Here is a 23,643-nt window from a genome sequence, read left to right as displayed (position 1 = left end):
CGCCGCCGGCCGGACACGTGGTCCAGCCGGCGGCGGCGTCGGGGCGCGGGGGTCAGTCCCGGTAGGTGGTCGGTGGCGTGCTCGGCAGCAGTCCGCCGCCGTTGCCGCCGCCGGGTCGACCTGGGTTGTTACCGCCACCGTTGTCGCCGTCGGTGCGCGGGCAGAACGGGTTGGTCAGCGGGTCGCAGGGCTGCTGGCCCGGCTGACCCGGCTGGCCGCCCGGCTGACCCGGGATCGGGGGTGGCGGAGCCGCCGGCTCCTTGCCGTTACCTGCCGTGGTGTCGCCCTCGCCGGTGACGCTGGGCAGCGGGATCTCGTCCTGGCCCTTGAGGGCGGTGTTCATGTACTTCTCCCAGATGGGACCGGGCAGGGTCGAACCACCGATGTCCTTGCCGCCGGCCAGCCGGATCTCCGGCTTCTTCGGGTCACGGCTGCCGACCCAGACCGCCGTGGCGATCTGCGGGGTGTAGCCGACCATCCAGGCGTGGGCGTTGTCGTCCTTGTCGTACTCCCAGGTGCCGGTCTTGCCGGCGGCCTGCCGGCCGTTGTCCAGCGAGAGCTTGTTCGGGCCGGGAATCTGCTTCAGCACGCCGGCCACCTCGTCGGTGACCTTCTTGTCGATCCGCTGCTGCGGCTTGATGCGCTCGCTGGCGACAACCTTCCACTTGCCAGTGTCCTGGTCCTGCTGCTCGACCTTGATGACGAAGTGGGCCTTGATGTACTTGCCGTCGTTGGCGAGCGTGGCCAGACCGTTGGCGTGGTCCAGCACGGTGATCGGGTACTTGCCGAACGCGACGTACTGGTCGAACGGGTTCTTCTCCTTGCCCGCCTTGGCCAGGTCGAACGCCTGGGGCGGGTCCACCCCCCACATCGTGGTCACGCCGGCCTTCGCAGCCATGCCGACCACCTTGTCCGCACCGATCTTGTCGGCCACGTGGTAGAACGGCACGTTGTACGACTGGATCGTGGACTCCTCGAGGGTGCACCACTTGCCGCACTTGAGGTTGGTGCGGTTGGCGTTGCCGATCTCGTCCCTGGCGTTCTCGGGCTTGAACGGCGTGGGGTCCCAGTGCGACTTGACCGAGATGCCGGCGTCGATCGCCGCGGCGAGAGTGTACACCTTCATCGACGAGCCCGGCGGGTGGCCGCCGGTGAGATCACCGTTCTTGTCGGTGTTCTTACCGGCGTAGTCGAAGTCGGCCCCGCTGTCGCCGCCGTAGTAGGCGAGCACCCGGCCCTTCTTCGGGTCGATGGACACGACGGCCGCCATCAGGTTCTTCGGCTGGTCGTTGAGTTCCGAACCCTTCTTCGACTGCATCGCGATGTTCTCGGCGGCGGTCTGCAGCTTCGGGTCGATGCTGGTCTGGATCCGGTAGCCGCCGTCGCGGAGCGCGTCGACACAGCTGGTCTTGCCCGCCGCGCCGGTGTCCGAGCAGAGGCCCATCTGGTCCATTTCCTGCCGGACATAGTTGACGACGTTGCCGCGGGGGCTCTTCACCCCGAAGCCGACGCCGTCCTTCGACGGGGGTTGAACCTTCGGGTACGCGGTGGGCGACTGAGGCCGGCCCGGGGCGTCCAGCCAGCCCTCCTTCTTCATACCGTCGATCACGTACTGCCACCGGGACTTGGCGTCCGTGGGGTTGACCGCGGGGTCATAGCCACGGTGGGTGTCGCTGGCGACCGGCTGCTTGATCAACGCGGCGAGGACCGCGCCCTCCGCGACCGTCAGTTCCTTCGCCGCATGGCCGAAGTACGTCTGCGCCGCCGCCTCGATGCCGTAGGCGCCCCGGCCGAAGTAGATCACGTTGAGGTAGTGCTGCATGATCGTCGGCTTGTCGTACTTGTCGTTGAGCTTGGAGGCGAGGATCGCCTCCTTCACCTTGCGGCCGTAGGTGTCGTCCTTCAGGTTCTCGAACGCGTTGCGGGCGTACTGCTGGGTGATCGTCGAGGCACCCTGCTTGTCGCCGCCGGAGACGTTGTTCCAGGCGGCCCGGACGATGCCCTTGTAGTCCACACCGGAGTGCCGGTAGAAGTTCCGGTCCTCCGCCGCGGCGACCGCGTCCTGCACGTGCTGCGGAATGTCCTTGATGGTGACGAAGGAACGGTTCTCGCTGCCGAGCTTGGCGAGCGCCGTCTTGTTGTCCTTGGCGTAGACCGTGGTGGACAGCGGCAGCGGCATCTCTTCCGGCATGACCACGTTGGTCGAGTAGTAGGTGAAGCTGACGACGCCCAGGCCCGCGAGCATGATGAAGACGGCGAACCCGGCGATCAGCAGGTTCATCCGCTTGCGCTTCTTGGCCCGCGCCGCCGCGCCCGGATCACCCGGACCGCGACCGCCTCGACCACCGCGCCCGGGGCCGTTCGGGCCACCGGGCCCGCCCGGCCCGCCGGAGACCGGGGACACGCTGGCCCGCGCGACGGCGGCCCGTCCGCCCACCGACGCCGAACCGACGCTCGCCCGCCCGGCCGAGGCCGCACCGACGGCCGCGGCGCCCACCGCGGCCCGGCCCGCCGGACCACCCGGTGCGGGTGACACGGGCACCGAGGCGCGTCCCGCGCCGGCCCGACCCGCGCCCGGAGCCGGCGACACCGGCACCGAGGCTCGCCCGGCACCCGCCCGCCCGGCCGCCGCCGAGCCGACGGAGGCCGAGCCGGCCGCGCCGCCACGCGGGGGGACGGCGGCGGAGCCACCGACCGAGGCGCGACCGCCAGCGGCGGCCCGCGGTGTCACCGAGGCGCGACCGGGGGACGCGGCGCCCGCCGGGGCCGACCAGCCGCTCCCACCGGAGTCACCGCCGGACCGGCGGTACACGTCGTCCGCCCCCGGTCCGGGGTCCCCGCCCGGACCCGGGATCTGGGCCCGCCCGCGCGAAGAACTGGAATCGCCGTACGAGTTCATTCCTCACACCCTGCCGGTCGCGGTGGGGCGCGACCGCGCCGCCACCGGGTTGCCGTGAGCTGGTTCACCCGCCACGCCGGCACGGGGGTGCCGGGGGGCGGGTGTCATTGCCGTATCAATCGGGCCAATCAGACCAACGAGCCGTCGGCCGTTCCGGGTCAGGTACGCGGCCCCGGAGCCGGTCGATCGAGCTGGGATCACCGTTGCGCCTCTCGCCTCCGTCGACCGGCCCCGCCGGTGCCCGCTGCGTCCTGCTCGCCGGTGCCCTCGGCGTCACCGGTGAGCCCGTCCCGGCCGAGCAGGTACTGCTCGACGAGATGGTTCCAGTCACAACCGAGGCACACCTCCACCACGAAGACCTGGAACTCACGCAGCGTCATCGCCAGCACGGGCAGCTCGGCGAGTGTCCGGGCCTGCCCGGCGGACTGCTTGAGTTCGTCGCCGTAAATGTAGTGGACGAGCGTCAGGTTCTCGCTCCGGCAGATCGGGCAGCGCCGTTCGGTCGGCTCGCCGTGGAACCGGGCCGCGTTCTTCAGGTAGGGCGACGCGTCGCAGACGTCGTACGTGCCGACCCGGCCGGCCAGGAGTTCACGCAGCACCGCTCGCTTCTGGAGCGAGTAGTCGACGACCTGGCGCTGCGTACGCATGCGGAGAAGGGTACGCGGTCCGGCCGGGCCAGGCGACCATGGTCACGATCCGTGACGGGAGGAACCCGGAACGGGGGTTTGCCCTGATCCACGCGAACCGCTAACGTGCGATGTATCGGTCCGATACATCGCGGCGGTTACCACTCCGCGCCGGGGGTAAAGAGAGGGCGGCGCAGTGCTCGAGTTCGCCATCCTCGGCCTCCTGCAGGAGTCTCCGATGCACGGCTACGAGCTGCGCAAGGAGCTGACCGCCAAACTCGGCGCGATCCGGGCGGCGATCAGCTACGGCTCGCTCTACCCGACCCTGCGCAGGTTGCAGGCGGCGGGTTGGATCACCGAAGCCGCCGAGACACCCGCCACCGCCGAGGAGGTTCCCGCGCTGACCAGCCGACGAGGTCGGGTGGTCTACAAAATCACCGCGGAGGGCAAGGAACGCTTCGCCCAACTGATCGCACAGGCGGGGCCCGAGACGTACGACGACACGGGCTTCGGTGTGCACTTCGCGTTCTTCGCCCGGACCGACCAGGCGACCCGACTGCGCATCCTGGAGGGTCGCCGCCGCAAGATCGAGGAGCGTCGCGAAGGGCTTCGTGACGTGCTGGGCCGGGCGGCCGAGCGCCTCGACGCTTACACCCTGGAACTGCAGCGCCACGGCCTTGACGCCTGTGAGCGTGAGGTCCGCTGGCTGGAGGAGCTCATCGCCAACGAGCGCTCCGGCCGAGCCCCGACGGTCCCGCACGGGACGGCCGGTGGCCGACGAGAAGACAACAGCCCGCCTCCGCCTGGAGAGACCAGGAAAGAGCGGCCGTGACAGAAAAGAAGGAGGCAGACGCTATGGGCTCCGTCCGCGTCGCCATCGTCGGTGTGGGTAACTGCGCCTCGTCCCTGGTTCAGGGCGTCGAGTACTACCGGAACGCCGACCCGAACGACCGCGTCCCGGGTCTCATGCACGTCGCCTTCGGCGACTACCACGTCTCCGCCGTGGAGTTCGTCGCGGCGTTCGACGTGGACGCCAAGAAGGTGGGCATGGACCTCGCGGAGGCGATCGTCGCCAGCGAGAACAACACCATCAAGCTCTGCGATGTGCCGCCGACCGGCGTCACCGTGCAGCGCGGTCCGACCTTCGACGGTCTGGGCCAGTACTACCGCGAGATCGTCGAGGAGTCCGACGCGACCCCCGTCGACGTGGCGCAGGCGCTGCGCGACGCGCAGGTCGACGTCGTCGTCTGCTACCTGCCGGTCGGTTCCGAGCAGGCCGCCAAGTTCTACGCCCAGGCCGCGATCGACGCCGGTTGCGCGTTCGTGAACGCCCTGCCGGTCTTCATCGCCTCCGACCCCGAGTGGGCGCAGAAGTTCACCGACGCGGGCCTGCCGATCGTCGGTGACGACATCAAGAGCCAGGTCGGCGCCACCATCGTGCACCGCGCGCTCGCGAAGCTCTTCGAGGACCGCGGTGTCGAGCTGCTGCGCACGTACCAGCTCAACTTCGGCGGCAACATGGACTTCATGAACATGCTGGAGCGTAAGCGCCTGGTCTCGAAGAAGATCTCGAAGACCCAGTCGGTCACCTCGCAGATCCCGCACGAGATGAGCAAGAGCGACGTGCACATCGGCCCGTCGGACCACGTGCCGTGGCTCGACGACCGCAAGTGGGCGTACATCCGCCTGGAGGGCCGCTCGTTCGGCGACACCCCGCTCAACGCCGAGCTCAAGCTCGAGGTGTGGGACTCCCCGAACTCGGCCGGCGTTATCATCGACGCGGTCCGGGCCGCGAAGATCGCACTGGACCGGAAGATCGGCGGCCCGATCCTGTCGGCCTCGTCGTACTTCATGAAGTCCCCGCCCGTGCAGTACGCCGACCACGACGCCCACCAGGCCGTGGAGGAGTTCATCGCCGGCGAGGTCGAGCGCTGACGCGCTGACCAGCGACATCGTCGAGGGCCGGGTCCGTTCGGACCCGGCCCTCGCGCGTTCGGCTCGACCCGGTCGACAGGTGCCTCCGGAGCTGCTCCGTCAGCGCCCTGTCCAGGCCTGTCGCAGCGCCACCCCGGCCTCCAGCTCCAGCAGCTTCACCTTGCGGTCCAGGCCCCCGCCGAAGCCGACCAGCTTGCCGCCGGCACCGACGATCCGGTGGCAGGGCACGAGCACCGGGACCGGGTTCCGGTTGCAAGCAACTCCCACCGCCCGAGCCGCCCCGACATCACCGAGGGTCTTCGCCACCTCGCCGTAGGTCGACGTCTCGCCGTACGGGATGCGGGTCATCTCGCGCCAGACGGCCCGCTCGAAGTCGGAGCCCCGCGGGGCCGAGATCGGCACGGTGAACTCGGTCAGCTCGCCGGCGAAGTACGCCCGCAGCTCGCCGACAGCCCGCTCGGCCACCTCGTCGTCCGGCTCCTCGATCGCCGTCCCGATCCGGCCGAAGTGCGCTCCACGGACGCTCTCCCCATCGGTGGCCACGGAGAACTCGCCGATCGGCGAGTCGAGCACGGTCCAGCGCATGGACCCCATTGTCGCTGACCGCGTTGTGGTGCTCGGTGGCCGTCCAGATCCTGCCGGCGCCGATGGTGGAGCCGCTGCCACTGTGTGGCCCGTCGCCGGGCGTCGAGCGTTGCCAATGCCCACTACCGTGCAGATCGTGGCCACGGGGACGCTCATCTTTCTGATCATCGGCGGCGCGGGCGTCGCGGTGCTGGCGCTCGCCCTGCTCGGCACGGAACTGCTCCAGTTCGGGCACGTCGACCTGGACGGCCCGGTGTCGCTGGAGACGGTCGCCGGCTTCGCCGGGGCGTTCGGCTTCGGTGCCGCGATCGTCAACGAACTGCTCGGCGGTGGTACGCCGGGCAGGATCGCGGCCGCGGCGGCCGGCGGCGTGCTCGCCGCGGTGCCCACCGGCTGGCTCGCCTCCCGGCTCAGCCGAGCGGCGCGGAACATGCGTACCGACGCCACGCCGACGCGCGACGACCTGGTCGGCGCGCTCGGCCTCGTGGTCACGCCGGTGCCCCTCAACGGGTACGGCGAGGTCCGGGTACGCGTCGCCGGTCAGCCGGTGAAGCTCAACGCCCGGGCGGACCACCCGATCCCGGTCGGCGCCCAGGTCTTCGTCGTCCAGGCGCTGAGCGAGACCAGCGTGCACGTCGAGACCTACTGACTCCTCCTCGCAGACAGGACACCTCCATGCCCCTGCTCATCGCCATCGGCGGCGCGGTCCTCCTCGTGCTCGTCCTGGTGCTCTTCGTGCTCTCCCGGATCAAGGTGGCCGGGCCGAACGAGGCGTTCATCGTCACCGGCCGCAAGGGCCGCACCACCCAGACCGCCGACGGCGGCCGGTCGACCGACATGTCCGGTCAGAAGGTGGTGCTGGGCGCCTCGGTCTTCGTCCTGCCCGTGGTGCAGAAACTGCAGTCGCTCGACCTGTCCAGCCGCCGGATCGACGTCGGCATCCGGGGTGCGGTGAGCAAGCAGGGCATCCGGACCGACCTGCACGGCGTGGCCATCGTCAAGGTCGGCGGCACCGAGGACGCGATCCGCGCCGCCGCCCAGCGGTTCCTGCATCAGCAGGACGAGATCGACAACTTCACCCGGGAGGTGCTGGCCGGAGCACTGCGCTCGATCGTCGGCCGGCTCACCGTCGAGGAGGTGATCCGGGACCGGGCGGCGTTCGCCAGCGCCGTCGCCGAGGAGGCCGAGCACTCGATGACCAACCAGGGTCTGGTGCTGGACACCTTCCAGCTCCAGGACATCCTCGCCGAGGGCTCGTACCTGCAGGACCTCGGCCGGCCGGAGGCCGCCCGGGTGCTCAAGGACGCCGCGATCGCCGAGGCGCGGGCCCGGCAGCAGGCCGAGCAGGAGCGGCTGCTCGCCGAGGAGGCCATCGCCGAGGCGAACCGGAACCTCTCCCTCAAGCAGGCCGGCATCCAGGCCGAGATCGACGCGGCGAAGGCGAAGTCGGCGGCGGCCGGGCCGCTCGCCCAGGCCGAGCGGGACCAGGCGATCCTCTCCGAGCAGCAGAAGGTGGCCGAGCGCAACGCCGAACTCAAGCAGCGCCAGCTCGACACCGAGGTCCGCAAGCCGGCCGACGCCGCGCGGTACAAGGTCGAGCAGGAGGCCGAGGCGGCCCGCAACGCGGCGGTGCTGCACGCCGACGCGCAGCGGCAGGCGGTCATCGCCGCCGCGCAGGCCGCCGCCGAGCAGGCCCGGCTCACCGGTGAGGGCGAGCGGGCCCGGCGGGCCGCGCTGGCCGAGGCGAACGCCATCGAGGGCGCCAAGGAGGGCGAGGCCGAGCAGCGCCGGCGGTCCGCGATCGCCGAGGCCGTCGAGCGGGAGGGCACGGCCGAGGCCGCGGCGATCCTGGCCCGAGGGCAGGCTGAGGCGGACGCGATGGCGCGCAAGGCCGAGGCGTTCGCCGCGTACGGGGAGGCGGCGGTGCTGGACCTGCTGGTCAAGGTGCTGCCGCAGGTGGTCGAGGCGGCCAGCGCGCCGATCGGCGCGATCGACAAGATGACCGTCATCTCGACCGACGGGGCGTCTTCGCTGACGAAGTCGGTGGCCGGCAACGTGGCGCAGGGCCTTCAGCTCGGCAGCGACCTGACCGGCATCGACCTGGCCGGCCTGCTCGCGCGGCTCGGTTCCGCGTCCACCTCGGGTGGCAACGGCGCGTCGGGCGGCAAGGGCACCCCGGCCATGGACGGAACGGCCGTCGAGACGCGCTGACCGAGACCCTGGAAGGCGTCGTCGCGGAGAAGCCATAGGGATCTTGGAGGGAAAATGCCCCTGGAGGGGCGCGTTTCCTCCAAGATCTTCCGCGGCGTCGTCGAGGGTGACGGCTGGCGGGCTACTCGATCAGGCCCTCGGCGCGGGCCCAGCGCAGCAGCTCGGCCTCGGCCTCGTCGCGGTCCAGCGGGCCGCGTTCCAGGCGCAGCTCCTTGAGGTACTTCCAGGCCCGGCCCACCACCGGCCCCGGCGGTACGCCGAGCAACTCCATGATCGCGTTGCCGTCCAGGTCGGGGCGGACCCGGGCCAGGTCCTCCTCGGCCGCGATCCGGGCGATCCGGTCTTCCAGCGCGTCGTAGTCGGCGGCGAGCTGCGCGGCCTTGCGCCGGTTGCGGGTGGTGCAGTCGGAGCGCGTCAGCTTGTGCAGCCTCGGCAGCAGGTCACCGGCGTCGGCGACGTACCGCCGGACCGCCGAGTCGGTCCACTCGCCCCGGCCGTACCCGTAGAAGCGCAGGTGCAGCGCGACCAGCGCGGTCACCTTCGCGGTGATGTCCTTGGGGTAGCGCAGCGCCTTCATCCGGGCCTTGGTGAGCCGGGCACCGACCACCTCGTGGTGGTGGAAGCTGACCCGGCCGTCCGGGCCGACCGACTTCGTCCCCGGCTTGCCGACGTCGTGCATGAGGGCGGCCATCCGCAGAATGAAGTCGCAGCCCTCCTCCTCGAAGGAGACGGCGTTGTCGACCACGGTGAGCGTGTGCTCGTAGACGTCCTTGTGCTGGGCGTGCTCGTCGATCTCCAGCTTCAGCCCGGTCAGCTCGGGCAGGAATCGCTCGGCCAGCCCGGTCTCCACCAGCAGCCGCAGCCCGGTGATCGGGTCCGCGCCGCAGAGCAGCTTGGTGAACTCGTCGCGGATCCGCTCGGCGGTGATCCGGTCCAGGTCGGCGGCCATCCGGCTCATCGCCGCGTGCACGTCCGGATGGACGGCGAAGCGCAGCTGGGCGGCGAACCGGGCGGCCCGCAGCATCCGCAGCGGGTCGTCGCCGAACGACTGGGCAGGGGTGCCGGGGGTACGGATCACCTTGGCGGCGAGATCGTCCAGCCCGCCGTGCGGGTCGGTGAACCGGTGCTCGGGCAGGCTCACCGCCATCGCGTTGACTGTGAAGTCGCGTCGCTTCAGGTCCTCGTCGAGGCTGGTGCCGTACACCACCACCGGGTTGCGGCTGACCTGGTCGTACGACTCGGCGCGGAAGGTGGTGACCTCCAGCCGGAGCCCGTCGCGCTGGGCGCCGATGGTGCCGAACTCCCGGCCGGTCTCCCAGATCGACTCGGCCCAGCCCTTGAGGATCCGCAGCGTCTGGTCGGGGTGCGCGTCGGTGCAGAAATCCAGGTCGTCACCGAGCCGGCCGAGCAGCGCGTCCCGCACCGAACCGCCCACCAGGTGCAACTCGTGGCCGGCGCGGGCGAACCGGCGGCCCAGCTCGTCGGCGACCGGGGAGACCCGGAGCAGTTCGGCGACGGCGTTGCGCTGCGCGGCGGTGAGTTCGCGGCGGTCGGCGGCGTGGGGAGCGGAGGCTTCGGACATGGGATCGCCAGCCTATCGGGCCGGGCCGGCATCGCGTCCGCCGGGCGCGGGTAACGACCACCGGTTGACTAAGGTCTGTGACGTGCGGGCCGGTGCCCGGCTCGACGTACCCCGGGGAGGCTGGAGATGAGCGGCGGGCTCTACCGCAGCGCGAACGCCGCTGAGGGCGGCGGGGCGGGGGGCGGGGGGCGGCCGGGAGACGGGGCCACCTTCATCTCCGCCGAGCCGCTCAACCAGCCGGCGATGGAGTCGGCCGCCCCGCCGCAGGAGCAGGTGGGTGAGGCGAGCGCCGCGACCAACAGCGCGGTGATGGCGATCGGCAGCCTGGTCAGCCGGGGTACGGGCTTCCTGCGCAATCTGGTGATCGCGGCGGCGCTCGGCGGCGCGCTGGTCGGTGACGCGTACACCACCGCGCAGATCCTGCCCGGGATGGTCTACGAGTTCCTGCTCGGCGGCGTCCTCACCAGCGTGCTGATCCCGGTGCTGGTGCGCCGCCGCAAGACCGACGCGGACGGCGGCCAGGCGTACTCCCAGCGGCTGCTCACCCTGGCGGTGTTGGCGCTGGGCGCGGCGGCCCTGCTGGCAGTGCTGTCGGCATCGTGGTTGACCGTGCTCTACGGCAGCGGCGAGTCGGCCGGCGAATATTCGAAGCTGGTCACGGCGCTGGCCCGACTGATGCTGCCGATGATCTTCTTCTCCGGGCTCAGCGCGCTGATCAGCGCGGTGCTCAACACCCGGGGGCACTTCGCCGCCCCGATGTGGGCGCCGATCCTGAACAACCTGGTGGTGATCGCTACCGCCGGCCTCTACATCGCCGTGTTCGGCGCCGAGATCGTCCGGCCGGACCAGATGACCACCGGGCGGATCCTGCTGATCGGCGGCGGCACGCTGCTCGGCGTGGCGATCCAGGCCGTCGGCCTGCTGCCGGCGCTGCGCAAGGTCGGTTTCCGCTGGAAGCTCCGCTTCGACTTCCGCGAGCTGGGCCTGCGCGAGCTGGGCCGGCTCGGGGCGTGGATGATCTGCTACGTCGCGGTCAGCCAGATCGGCCTGATCGTGCTGTTCAACCTGCTGAACCGGGCCGGCCGGGAGAACGCCGCCGGCCCGCTGATCTACAACAACGTCTTCCTGCTGCTGATGACGGCGCACGGCATCATCGCCGTCTCGATCATCACAGCGCTGATGCCCCGGATGAGCGCGGCCGCCGCCGACGGCCGGCACGCGGATCTCACCGCCGACCTGTCCCGGGGCACCCGGACGGTCACCGCGGTCCTCGCTCCGATCGCGGTCTGCTACGCCGTCCTCGCCACTCCGATCGCGTTCACGCTGTTCCGGTTCGGCGCCTTCAACGAGGACAACGCCACCGCAACGTCCGTGGTGCTGCTCGCCGCCGCGCTCGCGCTGGTTCCGTTCGCGGTCAGCCAGCTGTTCACGTTCGCCTTCTACGCCCTGCCGGACACCCGCACCCCGGCGCTGATCAACATCCCGGTGGTGGCGCTCCGCATCGGAGTGCAGATCATGCTCTACGTGGCCTTCTCGGCGAGCTTCGCCGGCGCCGGCATGATGATCGGCAATGCCGTCTCGTATCTGGCCGCCGCGGTCGCCTCCGCCTGGTTGCTGCGGCCCCGGGTCGGCCGGATCGGTCTCGGCGAGATCATGCGGACCGGCGGGCGGGTAGCGGTTGCGGCCCTCGGTGCGGCGGTGGTCGGCCTGATCGTGGTCAAGCTGCTGCCGGGTGACGACACGCCGACGCGCGCTGAGGCCATCGTGCAGCTCGTGGTGGGCGGCGCGGTGATCTGCGGGACGTACCTGGGGCTGGCCACGGTGCTGCGGATCGGTGAGATCACCGAGGTGATCGGCATGGTCCGCCGCCGCCTCGGTCGCTGATCGGCACCAACCCGACCCACGGTCGGTGCGACACACCGTGACTGCGGATCATCAGCCTGGGGATGCAGCTGTGGATAACTCCGCGATTCGCCGGTCATTCGCTGGATTGGCCTGTGGATAACCAGCCGTACGGCTGAGCGTGGTGGCCCGATCGGTGGGAAATCGCCGGCTCGGCGGGCGCACCACGGGGGTCCGGCCCCTGTGTCGGTCACTTGCGGTGAAGCCGTAGATTGGCTAGTACATGTGCCAGCAACGTGGCTGACAAGGGTCGTAACCGGACGACCTCTCCGACACCCGGCACCCCGGTGGGTACGGCGGGAAGATGACATGTCGGGGAGACGGGCAACCCGGGTAAGGTCGCTCTCGACGGGTACGGCAGGCGCCGGCGCTGGGCGTCGACACCGGTCGGCCGGTTCCTTCGACGGCAGAGCGGGAAGCCACATGCCCAGCAGCGCGGGTCCATCGATCGACACGATCACCGAGGGAGGACGGGTGACCCAGGTCGGCGAGGGTCAGGAGGCGGACGAGAGCGCTCCGCCGGTCATGACCTTCGGTGCTCCCACGGCCGGTGAGATCCTCGCCGAGCGGTACGAACTGGTCGAGCACATCAACAACGACAGCGCGGGTCGGCTGGTCTGGCGCGGGGTCGACGTCATCCTGCGTCGCCCGGTCGCGGTCGTGTTGCGCTACCCGGGTGGCGACTCCGCCACCGAGATGCTCCAGGCCGCCGTCGCGGCCAGCCGGGTCATCCATCCCAACCTGGTCGGTGTCTACGACGCCATCGACGAGGCCGAGCGGGCCTACGTGGTGCGCGAGTGGGTGGACGGCCAGTCCCTGCGCGAGCTGGCCGCCGAGGGTCCGCTGGACCCGGCCCGGGCCACCGCGATCGGCAACGCCGTCGCCAGCGCGCTCGCCGCGGTGCACGCCACCGACATGGTGCACGGCAACGTCCACCCGGGCACGGTGATGATCAGCGACGACGGCCGGGTGGTGCTGGCCGACGCGCGCACCGACGGCGCCGACAGCCAGGAGAACGACATCCGGGCGGTCGGCGGCATCCTCTACTTCGCCCTGACCGGGCACTGGCCGCACGCCGAGGCACCGCTTCACGGCGCCACGGCCGGCCATGGCCGTGCCGCCATCCCGGACGCGGTCCGTGACGCCGGCGGCGCCATCGCGGCGCCCCGTCAGGTTCGAGCCGGCGTGCCCGCGTACCTGGACGACCTGACCATGGACCTGCTGGACGCCGAGATCGCGCCGCCGTCCTCGGACGTGCTCGCCGCCGAGCTGGCGCGGCTGGACGTGCCGGCCGAAGATCACTACCTGGACAACAGCGGGCCGCTGCGCTTCACCGCTGACACCGAGGACGAGCCGTCGCCGCTCGCCGCTGCCGGCGGTCGCAAGGTCGCCATCGGCATCGCCGGCCTGTTGGCGGTGGCTCTGGTCGGGCTGCTGATCGGCATCAGCGCACTGGGCGACGACAAGGATCCGCAGAACTCCCCGGCCGCCGCGCCGACCACCAGCGCGCCGGTCGGTGAGGCCACCCCGGCCGCCGCGACCGTGCGGAAGCTGACCGTGAAGGGCGTCCGGATCATCGACCCGGACAGCAAGAACCGCAGCGAGCTCGACGACGCCGACAAGATCATTGACGGCGACGAGGACAAGGGCTGGGAGACCGAGACCTACAAGGACCGGCCCAACTTCGGCAACCTGAAGAAGGGCATGGGGGTCTGGCTCGACCTCGGCGAGCCGCACAGCGTCAAGTCGGTGCGGGCGGTGCTGTCGGCCACCGGCGCGTCCGCCCAGCTCCTCGCCGGCAGCGTCAACCCGCCGTCGTCCTCCAAGGGTGACAACGATCTGGTCAGGGACTACAAGACCCCCATCGGCCAGCCGTTCGAGGATCACGACGGCACCACCATGACGTTCAACGGCTTCGACGCCGACCAGAAGTACCGGTACCTGCTGTTCTGGATCACCGAGCTGCCCCCGTCCGACGGCGGCTTCAAGCTCGGCGTGCAGGAGATCACGGTCCAGGGGTCGTGAGCCGGGTACCTCCACCAGGGCACCGCATCCGCCGGACGTGGTGATGGACGGGCGCGCCGGCAGGACCGATCTGGAGCTGCTGCGCGCCCATGTCACCGGCGACCGGGACGCCTTCGCCGAGCTGTTCCACCGGCATCGCGACCGGCTCTGGGCGGTCGCTCTGCGTACGCTCGGCGACCGCGAGGAGGCCGCTGACGCGCTCCAGGACGCACTGCTCTCCGCGCACCGGGCCGCCGGCAGGTTCCGTGGCGACTCGGCGGTCACCACCTGGCTGCACCGGATCGTGGTGAACGCGTGCCTGGACCGGATCCGACGCCGGCAGGCGCATCCCACCGTGCCGCTGCCGGACGGCAGCCGAGCGCACGACGGCTCGGGCACCGGGGGCACGGAACCCGCCGCACCGGTCGAGGACCACGACACCGCGCTGGTCGTCCGGGAGGCGCTCGCCGCGCTGCCGATCGACCAGCGGGCCGCGTTGGTGCTGGTCGACCTGCAGGGCTACCCGGTCGCCGAGGTGGCCCGGATCCTCGGCGTCGCCGAGGGCACGGTGAAGAGCCGGTGCGCCCGCGGCCGCGCCCGGCTGGCGGTGCTGCTCGGGCATCTGCGCCCGACGCCGGCCCACCGGGGCGCCACCGCGACGGCCGGTGAGGTGCCGGGCGTCACGTCGGGGAACCCGCGACCGCCCGAAGGCGTCGGATCGGGGTCTGTGCGGTACCGAGGCGACGCCAACCAGGAGGACACGTGACTGCCGGGGGGTTCAGGGAGGTCGACGACGACCTGCTCGCCGACTACCTCGGCGGGGCGCTGGACGGCACGCCGCAGGAGGCGGAGGTCGGCCGGCTGGTCGAGGCGGATCCGGCATGGGCGCAGGCGTACGCGCTGCTGTCGCCGGCGGTGGCCGAGGTACGGGCCGACCTGGCCCGATGGGCGGAGCCGGCGCCGCAACTGCCGCCGGAGCTGGCCGGACGAATCGCGGCCGCGCTGGCCGGAGCCGACCCGGTGCCGACCGAGGATCCGGCCGACGCCATCTCCGACACCGTCGTCTCCGACACCGCCGTCCGCGATCCCGGTGGCCCGGCCGCCGCGGCGGTCGTACCCACGCAGAGCGGCGGCGGTCCCGGGCGCCGGCCAGCCAGCCCGGCCCTGGCGGATCCGGCCCGCGGCACATCCACCGGTCCGGGCCGGCGATCGCGCCGATGGGCCCGGCGGGCCACGCCACTGGCGCTCGCCGTCGCCGTCGCCGTCGCCGTCGTCGGGCTCGGGCTCAACCGGCTGGCGGACAGCAGCACCGGCACCGCGGCCCTGGACCAGCCGGCCAGCGCCCCGGAGGGCGCGTCGGCGGCCGCTCCCGTACGCACCACCGGCCCGTCGCTGCGCAGCGGGACGGACTACACCCCGCAGACGCTGGGGAACGCGTCGGCCGGGCCCACGACGAAGCAGCGGGTCACCAGCTCGTCGGCCGGGCAGCCCGGGGTGGACTCCGAGGGTGGTCGGCGGCCGGCTCCGGGCGGGCTGGACCAACTGGTCCGGTTGACCGACGAGGCCGCGCTGACCGCCTGCCTGGCCGATATCGCGGCGGAGCACGGCGCGGCCCCGCTCGTGATCGAGGTGATCGACTACGCCGCGTTCCGCGGTGAGCAGGCGCTGGTCATCCGGTTCACCGACGCGGAGGGCGCCCGTTGGGCATGGGTGAGCGGTCCCGAGTGTGGTGTGCCCGGGTCCGGCGCGGACACGCGGTATCAGGCGCGGGTAGGGTGAATCCGCGGTCATCGGGCGGTTGTCCGCCCGCGTGACCTGACCCACCGGATGCCCGGCTCGGGAATCCCCGGTTCGTACGATGAGTTCTGGATGTCAGCTGCCGACACCTCTCGGGCGTCGGCACTCGGATCGGCATCGGTACGCGCCGACGCCGAACACACACAACTCGGGAGACGGCAGTGGACGAGGTCCGCAACCTGATCATCATCGGCTCCGGGCCGGCCGGTTACACGGCGGCGGTCTACGCCGCGCGTGCCAACCTGAAGCCGCTGGTCATCGAGGGCGTGCAGTCGGGTGGCGCGCTGATGACCACGACCGAGGTGGAAAACTTCCCCGGCTTCGCCGACGGCATCCTCGGCCCCGAGCTGATGGACAACATGCGTAAGCAGGCCGAGCGGTTCGGCGCCGAGTTCCTCACCGACGACGTGACCCGCGTCGAGCTGAGGGACACCGGCGACATCGGTTCCGGCGCGGTGAGCACGGTCTGGGTCGGCGAGACTGCTTACCGGGCCCGCGCCGTCATCCTCTCCACCGGTTCGGCCTGGCGTCCGCTGGGCGTGCCGGGCGAGCAGGAATATCTCGGCCACGGCGTCTCCTCCTGCGCCACCTGCGACGGGTTCTTCTTCCGCAACCAGCACATCGTGGTCGTCGGCGGTGGCGACTCGGCGATGGAGGAGGCGAGCTTCCTCACCCGCTTCGCCGACTCGGTCACGATCATCCACCGGCGTGACTCGTTCCGGGCCAGCAAGATCATGGCTGACCGGGCGTTGCACAACGACAAGATCAAGGTCGAGTGGAACACCACCGTCGAGGAGGTCCTGGGCGCCGACGGCAAGGTCACCGGCGTACGGGTCCGCAACGTGCACACCGGCCAGACCAAGGTGCTCGACGTGACCGGTGTCTTCGTGGCCATCGGTCACGACCCCCGCAGTGAGCTCTTCCGTGACCAGGTCGAGGTCGACGACGAGGGCTACGTGAAGGTCCAGGCGCCCAGCACCCGGACCAGCGTGCCGGGCGTCTTCGCCGCCGGCGACGTCGTCGACCACACCTACCGTCAGGCGATCACCGCGGCCGGCACCGGCTGTGCCGCCGCGCTGGACGCCGAGCGGTTCATCGCGACCATTCAGGGCTGAACAACCGAACAATCCCGAGGAGGGGCATAGTGGGAGCAACCAAGGCGGTCACCGACAAGAGTTTCGCCGCGGACGTGCTGCAGTCCGACAAGCCGGTGCTGGTGGACTTCTGGGCCGAGTGGTGCGGGCCGTGCCGCAAGGTGTCGCCGCTGCTCGAGGAGATCGCCGGCGAAATGGGTGACCAGGTCACCATCGTCAAGCTGAACATCGACGAGAACCCGGAGACGGCGCGGGCCTACCGGGTGATGTCGGTGCCGACGCTCACCGTCTTCAAGGGCGGCCAGCCGGTGCAGTCGATCGCCGGCGCGAAGCCCAAGGGCGAGCTGGTGAAGCTGATCCAGTCGGCGCTCTGACCGACCGAACCAACACCAAACCCCGTACCCGGCGACCGGGTGCGGGGTTCGGTCTTTTTCCCAGCCCAGCCACCTCGCCGCCGCGGAACGCATAACCTCAGAGGCCGGGGCCGCCCGGCCAGCCAGCGTCGTGCAGAGGGGGTCGTGCGTGCGTCCGATCCGAGCCGGTGACCGGGGACCCGCGGTCACGGAGATCCGTACCGTCCTTACCGGCCTCGACCTGCTCGCCGGCGCCGACGCCGACGCGGACGAGTTCGACGTCGACACCGAGCGCGCCGTCCGGGCGTTCCAGCAGTCCCGCGGGCTCAGCGTGGACGGCCGGGTCGGCGCGGAGACCTGGCGGGCCCTGGACGCCGCCCGCTGGCGGCTCGGCGCCCGCACCCTCTACCACGCGGTGCCCGAACCACTCACCGGCGAGGACGTCCGGTCGCTCCAGGAGCGGCTGCTGGAGATGGGGTACGACGTGGGTCGCGCGGACGCCATCTACGGCATCCGGACCTCCCGCGCGGTGGCCCAGTTCCAGCGCGAGGTCGGGCTCACCCCGGACGGCTCCTGCGGCCCGCACACCATGGGCGCCCTGCGCCGACTCGGCCGCAAGGTGGTCGGTGGCCGCCCGCAGTGGCTGCGTGAGTCCGACGCGATCCGGCAATCCGGCCCGGCCCTGGTCGGCAAGACCGTGGTGATCGACCCCGGTCACGGAGGCACCGACCCGGGCGTGGTGGTGCCCGACGGCTCGCTGCGGTGGACGGAGGCGGACCTGGTGCACGACCTGGCCAGCCGGCTGGAGGGGCGGCTCGCCGCCTCCGGGGTACGGGTGCAGCTCACCCGCGGTCCCGCGCCCGACACCTGCCTGCCGGACACCGACCGGGCCCTGCTGGCCAACTCGCTCGGCGCCGACGTGTTCATCTCGCTGCACCTGGACGGGCACGCCAACCCGGACGCCGAGGGGGTGGCCACCTACCACTACGGCACCGACAACGGCGTGACCTCGGCGACCGGTGAGCGGCTGGCCGGGCTGGTGCAACGGGAGATCGTCGCGCGCACCGGGCTGCGCGACTGCCGTACCCACGCCAAGGCCTGGGACCTGCTCCGGTTGACCCGGATGCCGGCCGTCCGGGTCGAGGTCGGCTACCTCACCTCGCCGGCGGACCGGGCCCGGCTGGTGGACCCCCGGTTCCGGGACCGGGTGGTGGAGGCGATCGTGGCGGCGGTGCAACGCATGTACTTCCCGGTCGAGCGGGACGTGGCGACCGGCTCGATCGACGTCAGCGAGCTGCGTGCCGTGGTGGCCGCCGGCACCGTGGTGGACTGACGGGCGGCTGCCTCCCGCGTGCTCAGCCGCCGGTGGAGCGGGTGGCCGGTGCCGGCCGGACGGGCCGGAGCAGGGTCTCCGGGCTCATCGAGCCGAGCAGCTTCTCCAGCGCGTACTCGACGTCGGACTTCCAGCTCAGCGCCGTACGCAACTCGAGCCGAAGCCGCGGAAACCGTGGGTGCGGACGAACCGTCTTGAAGCCGACGGAGAGGAAGAAGTCGGCCGGAGCGACGCAGCCGCCCGCCGGGTCGTCCGCGTCGCCGAACTTGGCGTCACCGAACGCCTCGATCGCCTTGATACCCCGCTTGGTCAGGTCCCGGGCGACCCCCTGCACCAGCATCCGGCCGAGCCCGCCGCCGGCGAAGGCGGGAACCACGTTGGCGGTCATCAGCAGCGCCGCGTCGGCCGAGACGGGCGACGTGGGGAAGGCCATCGACCGGGGCACGTAGGCGGGCGGGGCGTACATCACGAAGCCGGCCGGCATGCCGTCGACGTACGCCAGCTTGCCGCACGAGCCCCACTCCAGCAGCGTCTGGGAGACCCAGGCCTCCTTCTCCAGCCCTGGATCACCAGCGGCGCAGGCCCGGTCGGCGGAGACCGGATCCAGTTCCCAGTAGACGCACTGCCGGCACGGGCGCGGAAGGTCTTCCAACGTGTCGAGGGTCAGGCTGACCAGACGTCGCGACATATGGCGCATCCCCACAATAGGCTCGGTGGTGAGAACGGCACGGAACGACAGCGCCGCCTTCCTGCCCCCGACGAGCGATCGTACGCCGCCGATCGACGGTACGGGAGGGGACGCGCACACCGGTCACCGGACCGGGGGACCCCGGTCCGGGATGTGGACGCTCGCGGCCGCAGCCTGCCCGGACGGGCGCGGGCGGACTAGGATCGACAATTGGTGTCCCCTCCGCCATGGTCGCCGGTGCGCGGGGTACCCGGGGCGGGAGCCACCCGAGCAGCGATCGAGGTGAGGTCATGACCGGTACGACGCTCGACGACTACACCGACCGGTACGCGCGTCGAGTACGCGGAATGACCGCCTCCGAGATCCGAGCATTGTTCGCGGTGGCCAGTCGACCGGAGGTCGTCTCCCTCGCCGGCGGCGCTCCCTACATCGCCGCCCTGCCACTGGACGCGGTCGGCGAGATGCTCGGTCGGCTCGGCTCCGAGCACGGGGTCACCACCCTCCAGTACGGCATCGGCCAGGGCACCCTGGAACTGCGCGAGCGGATCTGCGAGGTGATGGCGCTCTCCGGCATCGACGCGAGCTGCGGTGCCTCCCCGGAGGACGTGGTGGTCACCGTCGGCGGTCAGCAGGCACTGGACCTGGTGGCGCGGCTCTTCCTCGATCCGGGTGACGTGGTGCTCGCCGAGGGGCCGACCTACGTCGGTGCCCTCGGAGTCTTCCAGGCCGCCCAGGCGCAGGTAGCGCACGTACCGATGGACGCCGACGGGCTGATTCCGGAGGCACTGGAGGCGGCCATCGCCGACCTGGCCCGCGCCGGTCGCCGGGTGAAGTTCCTCTACACGATCCCCACCTACCAGAACCCGACCGGCGTGACGCTGAGCGAGGAGCGCCGGGAGCGGGTCCTCGACATCTGCGAGCGCGCCGGTCTGCTGGTGGTCGAGGACGACCCGTACGGCCAGTTGGGGTTCGAGGGCGAGGCGCCGGCACCGCTGCGCGCCCGCCGCAGAGAGGGCGTCTTCTACCTCAGCACCTTCTCCAAGACCTTCGCCCCCGGCCTGCGGGTCGGCTGGATCCTGGCGCCACACGCCGTCCGCGACAAGCTGGTCATCGCCAGCGAGGCGCAGATCCTCTGCCCCAGCGGCTACGCCCAGGCCGCCGTATCGACCTACCTCGGCACAATGCCGTGGCGCGAGCAGCTCAAGGTCTACCGCGAGGTCTACCGGGAGCGCCGGGACGCCATGCTCGACGCGCTCGCCGATCTGATGCCCACCGGGACCAGCTGGACCAACCCCGCGGGCGGCCTCTTCGTCTGGGCCACCCTGCCCGACGGTTTGGACTCGAAGGCGATGATGCCGCGAGCGGTCGCCGCCCGGGTCGCCTACGTTCCCGGCACCGGCTTCTACGCCGACGGCTCCGGCACCGGCACCATGCGGCTCAATTTCAGCTTCCCGCCCCCGGAGCGGATCCGTGAGGGCGTCCGCCGGCTGGCCGGCGTGATGGAGCAGGAGATCGCCATGCGCCGCGTCTTCGGTGCCGTGGGTGGCGCCAGCGCACGTCGTGGCCGGGCCGGGTCCGACGCGCCGGGGCCCGACTTGGCATGATGCCGGCATGGGTACGACCGTTGCCGAGCACTCCCTCGTGACCGATTCCGCCGTCACGGCCGACCTGCGGGTGCTGGTGCTCGCCGGAGGGCTCTCCTACGAGCGGGACGTCTCCCTGCGCTCCGGCCGCCGGGTGCTCGACGCGCTGCGCGCCGTCGGGGTGGAGGCCGAGCTGCGGGACGCCGACGTGGCACTGCTGCCAGCGCTGGCCGCCGACCCGCCGGACGCCGTGGTGATCGCCCTGCACGGGGCCACCGGCGAGGATGGCTCGCTGCGCGGGGTGCTCGACCTCTGCGGCGTGCCGTACGTCGGCTGCGACGCCCGGGCCTCCCGGCTCGCCTGGGACAAGCCCTCGGCGAAGGCGGTCCTCCGCGAGGCCGGCATTCCCACCCCGGACTGGGTGGCCCTCCCGCACGACCGCTTCTCCGAGCTGGGCGCGGTGGCGGTACTGGACCGGATCGTCGACCGACTGGGCCTGCCGCTGATGGTCAAGCCGGCGCAGGGCGGATCCGGGCTGGGTGCCGCCGTGGTCCGGGACGACGCGTCGCTGCCGGCCGCCATGGTGGGCTGCTTCGCGTACGACTCGACCGCGCTGGTCGAGCGGTACGTGCCCGGGATGGACGTGGCCGTCTCCGTGGTTGACCTGGGCGACGGGCCGCAGGCCCTGCCGCCGGTGGAGATCGTGCCGCGCAACGGTGTGTACGACTACGCCGCCCGCTACACCGCCGGCCGGACCACCTGGCACGCCCCGGCACGACTGGAGCCCGATGTGGCCGCCCACGTTGCCGAGGTGGCCCTCGCGGCACACACCGCGCTCGGCCTCCGGGACCTCTCCCGGGTGGACGTGATCGTGGACGCCGCTGGCCAGCCGCACGTGCTGGAGGTCAACGTCTCGCCCGGGATGACCGAGACGTCGCTGCTGCCGCTCGCGGTGCAGGCGGCCCGTCTGGACTTCGGCCGGGTACTCGGCTCCCTGGTGGCGCGCGCCGTCGCCCGCGCCTGACCGCGCCCGTCTTCACCCGTTCTTCCTCCGCAAGGCCATGAGGTGGCGGGCCGGGGTTCGTCAGCGCCCGCCACCTTCACGATCACCGCGTACGCACGGCTTGCCGCGACCGCCGTAGTCGGCCCTCCCTAGTCGGCCCTCCCTAGTCGGCCCTCCCTAGTCGGCCCTCCCTAGTCGGCCCTCCGTCAGTCGGTGGTCACGGCTCCGGTGGTGCGGCTTCCGGTGGACGTGCCGCCACCGTTGGTAGAGGTGCCGGCCGTCCCGTCAGCGTCGGAACCGCGATTGGCCTGCCGCGGTGTGGCGGCTGGTGTCTCGTTTTCCAGCTCGCTGTGGGCTACCGTTCCGGCTCCGGCTCCGGCTCCGGCTGCTGAGTCTGCTTCCGTTCCGGCGGTGGGATCGCTTGCGGGTCGCGGCTCGTCATCGGTGGTGCCGGTCGGTGATCCGGGTCCGGCTCCGGAACCGGGGAGGTCGGCCTCGGAACCAGTTGCCGGTTCCGGGATCTCCTCGGCCGCCTCGATCACCGAGGCGGCCTCCTCCGCAGCCGCGGCGGCGTCAGCGGCGGCCGACTGGGCCAACAGGCTCGAGGGGGCCTGCCACTGGATACGGGGCGGCTCGGCCAGCGGTCGGCCGCCGAATTCGGCGAGCCACGCTGCGACGAGCGCCAGGTTCTCCCGCCACTGGGCCTCAGAGATCGGCGGCAGGATCGAATCCCACAGCGACAGGAAGGTGCCGCGCAGCTGGAGTCGGCCGTACGGCCGGGCGAGGAACCACATGTGCAGGTGGGCCGAGCCGTCGCCCCACCGGTTGACGTGCACCCGGGCCACCCCGTCCAACGACCGGATGGCCCGCTCCAGCCGTACCGTCATCACGCCGAGTTCGGCGGCGAGCAGATTCGGCAGGTCGCCCAGGTCGAGATGGGACCGGGATTCGAGGATGAGCACCATGGGCAGCCCGGTGGGACGGTCCATGGCGCGGACCCGCCACCGCTCACCGACCCAGATGTAGGCGTCCTCGGGGGCGTTGCACGCGGTGCATTCCCGGAGGCCCTCGCCCTTGCGAGGCGGTTCGACCGGGACCGGATCATCGAGCTGCTTGACGCGGAGGTCGCCCTCGAAGGGAAACGAGGGCCACTGGGTGAAGTCCGGGACTGAGGGAGGGGTGTCGTGCACGACGCTGACCCTAACCGAGTCCGGCACCGCTGTCCCTACCCGTTCCACAGGTCCGCGCCGTCCGGTGCAACGTTGTCCGTCGATCGCTCCGCCCTCCAACGACGTACTGGCGGTGCGATATCCACAGGCTGGCGAGATCCCGAACACGGCCCGTCATCCACAGGTCAGCCCCCTGTTTCACGCTGGGTTTCACGTGAAACAGGGGGTGCCTGTGGAAAACCGCTGTGGATAACTTTTCGGCCCGTCGCTCGTTCATCGCGCGGCACGCCGTAGGCCTGCGGCGTGCCGAGCCCGTGGGCCTGGCCGTCGCCGTTCGGGCGGTGCGACGCCGGGGTTGATTCCTCCACCACTCGTCGCCGGCCGCTGCCTGCCGCCACCCTCAGGTCGACCCGACTCGGCGCCTGCCGCCTACCGTCGACCGCCTGTCCTGCCCCTGCCGAAGCGCTCCGGGCGCGAGCCTCAGTCGACGCCGTGGACGGCAGTCGTCCTCGGCCGGTGGGTGAGAGTCGACCTCGGGCCGATGGACGCCCAGCCGACTCCGGCCAGAGGGCGGCAGCCATTCCCGGCCGGATGAAGGCACCCTGACCTAAGGCCGCGCCGCTGTCCGAGGTGCTGGCCGCCGCCCCACCGGCCGGGACGAGCGCGGGCGCGCGGCCTCAAGTGCCAGAACCACTGCCGCAGATTGCGCACTGGTAACAGCCAGCCCTGCCCCAGAACGTCGCACGGGGTCGGAGCGGGAAACTCAACGGTCGCGATTCGCGTGGCGGGCGCTGCCGCTGCGGCCAGTCGGAGTCAACTCGCGCCCTCTCACCCTCCAGCCGGGAATGGCGCGCACCCATCGGCCAAGGTCGGCTCCCA

The 23,643-nt window shown here is 71.6% G+C and carries 19 protein-coding genes; 13 read left to right on the top strand and 6 right to left on the bottom strand.

What is annotated here, in order from left to right; translation table 11 throughout:
- Positions 1-52 precede the first annotated feature (52 nt).
- Together ACFOW4_RS11320 and ACFOW4_RS11315 are read right to left on the bottom strand one after the other, a co-directional pair.
- Complete coding sequence (locus tag ACFOW4_RS11320) at positions 53-2,899, bottom strand: transglycosylase domain-containing protein (protein ID WP_377526892.1); 2,847 nt, start codon at positions 2,897-2,899, stop codon at positions 53-55.
- Positions 2,900-3,096: 197 nt separating this feature from the next.
- Positions 3,097-3,546 (bottom strand): DUF5318 domain-containing protein, encoded by a 450-nt coding sequence (locus tag ACFOW4_RS11315; protein ID WP_377526891.1) that lies wholly within the window; start codon positions 3,544-3,546, stop codon positions 3,097-3,099.
- Between the two features lie 175 nt (positions 3,547-3,721).
- Between ACFOW4_RS11315 and ACFOW4_RS11310 the strand changes: the two genes are divergently transcribed.
- Positions 3,722-4,357 (top strand): PadR family transcriptional regulator, encoded by a 636-nt coding sequence (locus ACFOW4_RS11310; RefSeq protein ID WP_354862695.1) that lies wholly within the window; start codon positions 3,722-3,724, stop codon positions 4,355-4,357.
- A 23-nt stretch (positions 4,358-4,380) separates the two neighbouring features.
- Positions 4,381-5,460 carry an inositol-3-phosphate synthase gene (locus ACFOW4_RS11305; protein ID WP_377526889.1) on the top strand — a complete coding sequence of 360 codons (1,080 nt, stop codon included), beginning with the start codon at positions 4,381-4,383 and terminating at the stop codon, positions 5,458-5,460.
- A 99-nt stretch (positions 5,461-5,559) separates the two neighbouring features.
- Here ACFOW4_RS11305 and ACFOW4_RS11300 read toward each other — a convergent pair whose 3' ends face one another.
- Positions 5,560-6,045 carry a methylated-DNA--[protein]-cysteine S-methyltransferase gene (locus ACFOW4_RS11300; RefSeq protein WP_377526887.1) on the bottom strand — a complete coding sequence of 162 codons (486 nt, stop codon included), beginning with the start codon at positions 6,043-6,045 and terminating at the stop codon, positions 5,560-5,562.
- Positions 6,046-6,160: 115 nt separating this feature from the next.
- Here ACFOW4_RS11300 and ACFOW4_RS11295 point away from each other — a divergent pair, with 115 nt between their 5' ends.
- On the top strand, positions 6,161-6,694 hold the full coding sequence (locus ACFOW4_RS11295; RefSeq protein WP_377526886.1) for a hypothetical protein: 534 nt from the start codon (positions 6,161-6,163) through the stop codon (positions 6,692-6,694).
- 26 nt (positions 6,695-6,720) lie between these two features.
- Positions 6,721-8,256, top strand: coding sequence for a flotillin family protein (locus ACFOW4_RS11290; protein ID WP_377526884.1), 1,536 nt, complete (start codon positions 6,721-6,723; stop codon positions 8,254-8,256).
- Between the two features lie 121 nt (positions 8,257-8,377).
- Here ACFOW4_RS11290 and ACFOW4_RS11285 read toward each other — a convergent pair whose 3' ends face one another.
- A complete protein-coding gene (locus ACFOW4_RS11285; RefSeq protein WP_377526883.1) occupies positions 8,378-9,838 on the bottom strand; it encodes a CCA tRNA nucleotidyltransferase in 1,461 nt (486 codons plus the stop codon).
- A 126-nt stretch (positions 9,839-9,964) separates the two neighbouring features.
- Here ACFOW4_RS11285 and murJ point away from each other — a divergent pair, with 126 nt between their 5' ends.
- From murJ to ACFOW4_RS11250, 7 genes are all read left to right on the top strand, one after another.
- Entirely contained in the window at positions 9,965-11,722 is a 1,758-nt protein-coding gene (gene murJ / locus ACFOW4_RS11280) for a murein biosynthesis integral membrane protein MurJ (protein WP_377526881.1), read from the top strand.
- A 441-nt stretch (positions 11,723-12,163) separates the two neighbouring features.
- On the top strand, positions 12,164-13,765 hold the full coding sequence (locus ACFOW4_RS11275; RefSeq protein WP_377526880.1) for a protein kinase family protein: 1,602 nt from the start codon (positions 12,164-12,166) through the stop codon (positions 13,763-13,765).
- A gap of 43 nt (positions 13,766-13,808) precedes the next feature.
- Positions 13,809-14,510 (top strand): RNA polymerase sigma factor SigM, encoded by a 702-nt coding sequence (gene sigM, locus ACFOW4_RS11270; RefSeq protein ID WP_377526878.1) that lies wholly within the window; start codon positions 13,809-13,811, stop codon positions 14,508-14,510.
- Positions 14,507-15,523: a hypothetical protein gene (locus tag ACFOW4_RS11265; RefSeq protein WP_377526877.1), complete on the top strand. Its 1,017-nt coding sequence runs from the start codon at positions 14,507-14,509 to the stop codon at positions 15,521-15,523. Before sigM ends, ACFOW4_RS11265 begins: the two co-directional genes overlap by 4 nt.
- A gap of 179 nt (positions 15,524-15,702) precedes the next feature.
- Positions 15,703-16,656 (top strand): thioredoxin-disulfide reductase, encoded by a 954-nt coding sequence (trxB, locus tag ACFOW4_RS11260; RefSeq protein ID WP_377526875.1) that lies wholly within the window; start codon positions 15,703-15,705, stop codon positions 16,654-16,656.
- Between the two features lie 29 nt (positions 16,657-16,685).
- The gene (gene trxA, locus ACFOW4_RS11255) at positions 16,686-17,009 is read left to right on the top strand and encodes a thioredoxin (protein ID WP_377526874.1); all 324 of its coding nucleotides are present in this window, start codon (positions 16,686-16,688) and stop codon (positions 17,007-17,009) included.
- Positions 17,010-17,157: 148 nt separating this feature from the next.
- Positions 17,158-18,321 carry an N-acetylmuramoyl-L-alanine amidase gene (locus ACFOW4_RS11250; RefSeq protein ID WP_377526872.1) on the top strand — a complete coding sequence of 388 codons (1,164 nt, stop codon included), beginning with the start codon at positions 17,158-17,160 and terminating at the stop codon, positions 18,319-18,321.
- Positions 18,322-18,343: 22 nt separating this feature from the next.
- On the opposite strand, the gene ACFOW4_RS11245 is transcribed toward ACFOW4_RS11250, so the two are convergent.
- Positions 18,344-19,009, bottom strand: a complete 666-nt coding sequence (locus tag ACFOW4_RS11245) for a GNAT family N-acetyltransferase (protein WP_377526871.1) — start codon at positions 19,007-19,009, stop codon at positions 18,344-18,346.
- 290 nt (positions 19,010-19,299) lie between these two features.
- On the opposite strand from ACFOW4_RS11245, the gene ACFOW4_RS11240 reads away from it, so the two are divergent.
- Together ACFOW4_RS11240 and ACFOW4_RS11235 are read left to right on the top strand one after the other, a co-directional pair.
- On the top strand, positions 19,300-20,613 hold the full coding sequence (locus ACFOW4_RS11240) for a PLP-dependent aminotransferase family protein (protein WP_377526870.1): 1,314 nt from the start codon (positions 19,300-19,302) through the stop codon (positions 20,611-20,613).
- A gap of 7 nt (positions 20,614-20,620) precedes the next feature.
- Complete coding sequence (locus tag ACFOW4_RS11235; protein ID WP_377526868.1) at positions 20,621-21,616, top strand: D-alanine--D-alanine ligase; 996 nt, start codon at positions 20,621-20,623, stop codon at positions 21,614-21,616.
- 185 nt (positions 21,617-21,801) lie between these two features.
- Here the strand turns inward: ACFOW4_RS11235 and ACFOW4_RS11230 are convergent, their stop codons facing one another.
- Positions 21,802-22,785 carry a hypothetical protein gene (locus ACFOW4_RS11230; protein ID WP_377527079.1) on the bottom strand — a complete coding sequence of 328 codons (984 nt, stop codon included), beginning with the start codon at positions 22,783-22,785 and terminating at the stop codon, positions 21,802-21,804.
- Positions 22,786-23,643: the final 858 nt, after the last annotated feature.

Source organism: Micromonospora sp. GCM10011542 (genome assembly GCF_042650685.1).
Taxonomy (GTDB): Bacteria; Actinomycetota; Actinomycetes; order Mycobacteriales; family Micromonosporaceae; genus Micromonospora.
The sequence above is the reverse complement of the archived record's forward strand: the minus strand, read 5'-3'. Positions and strand labels throughout refer to the sequence as shown.

What these genes read in the sequence shown, in the direction of transcription:
- ACFOW4_RS11320 (WP_377526892.1), bottom strand. Translation starts at nt 2,899, where the DNA reads ATGAACTCGTACGGCGATTCCAGTTCTTCGCGCGGGCGGGCCCAGATC.
- ACFOW4_RS11315 (WP_377526891.1), bottom strand. Translation starts at nt 3,546, where the DNA reads ATGCGTACGCAGCGCCAGGTCGTCGACTACTCGCTCCAGAAGCGAGCG.
- ACFOW4_RS11305 (WP_377526889.1), top strand. Translation starts at nt 4,381, where the DNA reads ATGGGCTCCGTCCGCGTCGCCATCGTCGGTGTGGGTAACTGCGCCTCG.
- ACFOW4_RS11300 (WP_377526887.1), bottom strand. Translation starts at nt 6,045, where the DNA reads ATGCGCTGGACCGTGCTCGACTCGCCGATCGGCGAGTTCTCCGTGGCC.
- ACFOW4_RS11295 (WP_377526886.1), top strand. Translation starts at nt 6,161, where the DNA reads ATGCCCACTACCGTGCAGATCGTGGCCACGGGGACGCTCATCTTTCTG.
- ACFOW4_RS11290 (WP_377526884.1), top strand. Translation starts at nt 6,721, where the DNA reads ATGCCCCTGCTCATCGCCATCGGCGGCGCGGTCCTCCTCGTGCTCGTC.
- ACFOW4_RS11285 (WP_377526883.1), bottom strand. Translation starts at nt 9,838, where the DNA reads ATGTCCGAAGCCTCCGCTCCCCACGCCGCCGACCGCCGCGAACTCACC.
- murJ (WP_377526881.1), top strand. Translation starts at nt 9,965, where the DNA reads ATGAGCGGCGGGCTCTACCGCAGCGCGAACGCCGCTGAGGGCGGCGGG.
- ACFOW4_RS11275 (WP_377526880.1), top strand. Translation starts at nt 12,164, where the DNA reads ATGCCCAGCAGCGCGGGTCCATCGATCGACACGATCACCGAGGGAGGA.
- sigM (WP_377526878.1), top strand. Translation starts at nt 13,809, where the DNA reads ATGGACGGGCGCGCCGGCAGGACCGATCTGGAGCTGCTGCGCGCCCAT.
- ACFOW4_RS11245 (WP_377526871.1), bottom strand. Translation starts at nt 19,009, where the DNA reads ATGTCGCGACGTCTGGTCAGCCTGACCCTCGACACGTTGGAAGACCTT.
- ACFOW4_RS11240 (WP_377526870.1), top strand. Translation starts at nt 19,300, where the DNA reads ATGACCGGTACGACGCTCGACGACTACACCGACCGGTACGCGCGTCGA.
- ACFOW4_RS11235 (WP_377526868.1), top strand. Translation starts at nt 20,621, where the DNA reads ATGGGTACGACCGTTGCCGAGCACTCCCTCGTGACCGATTCCGCCGTC.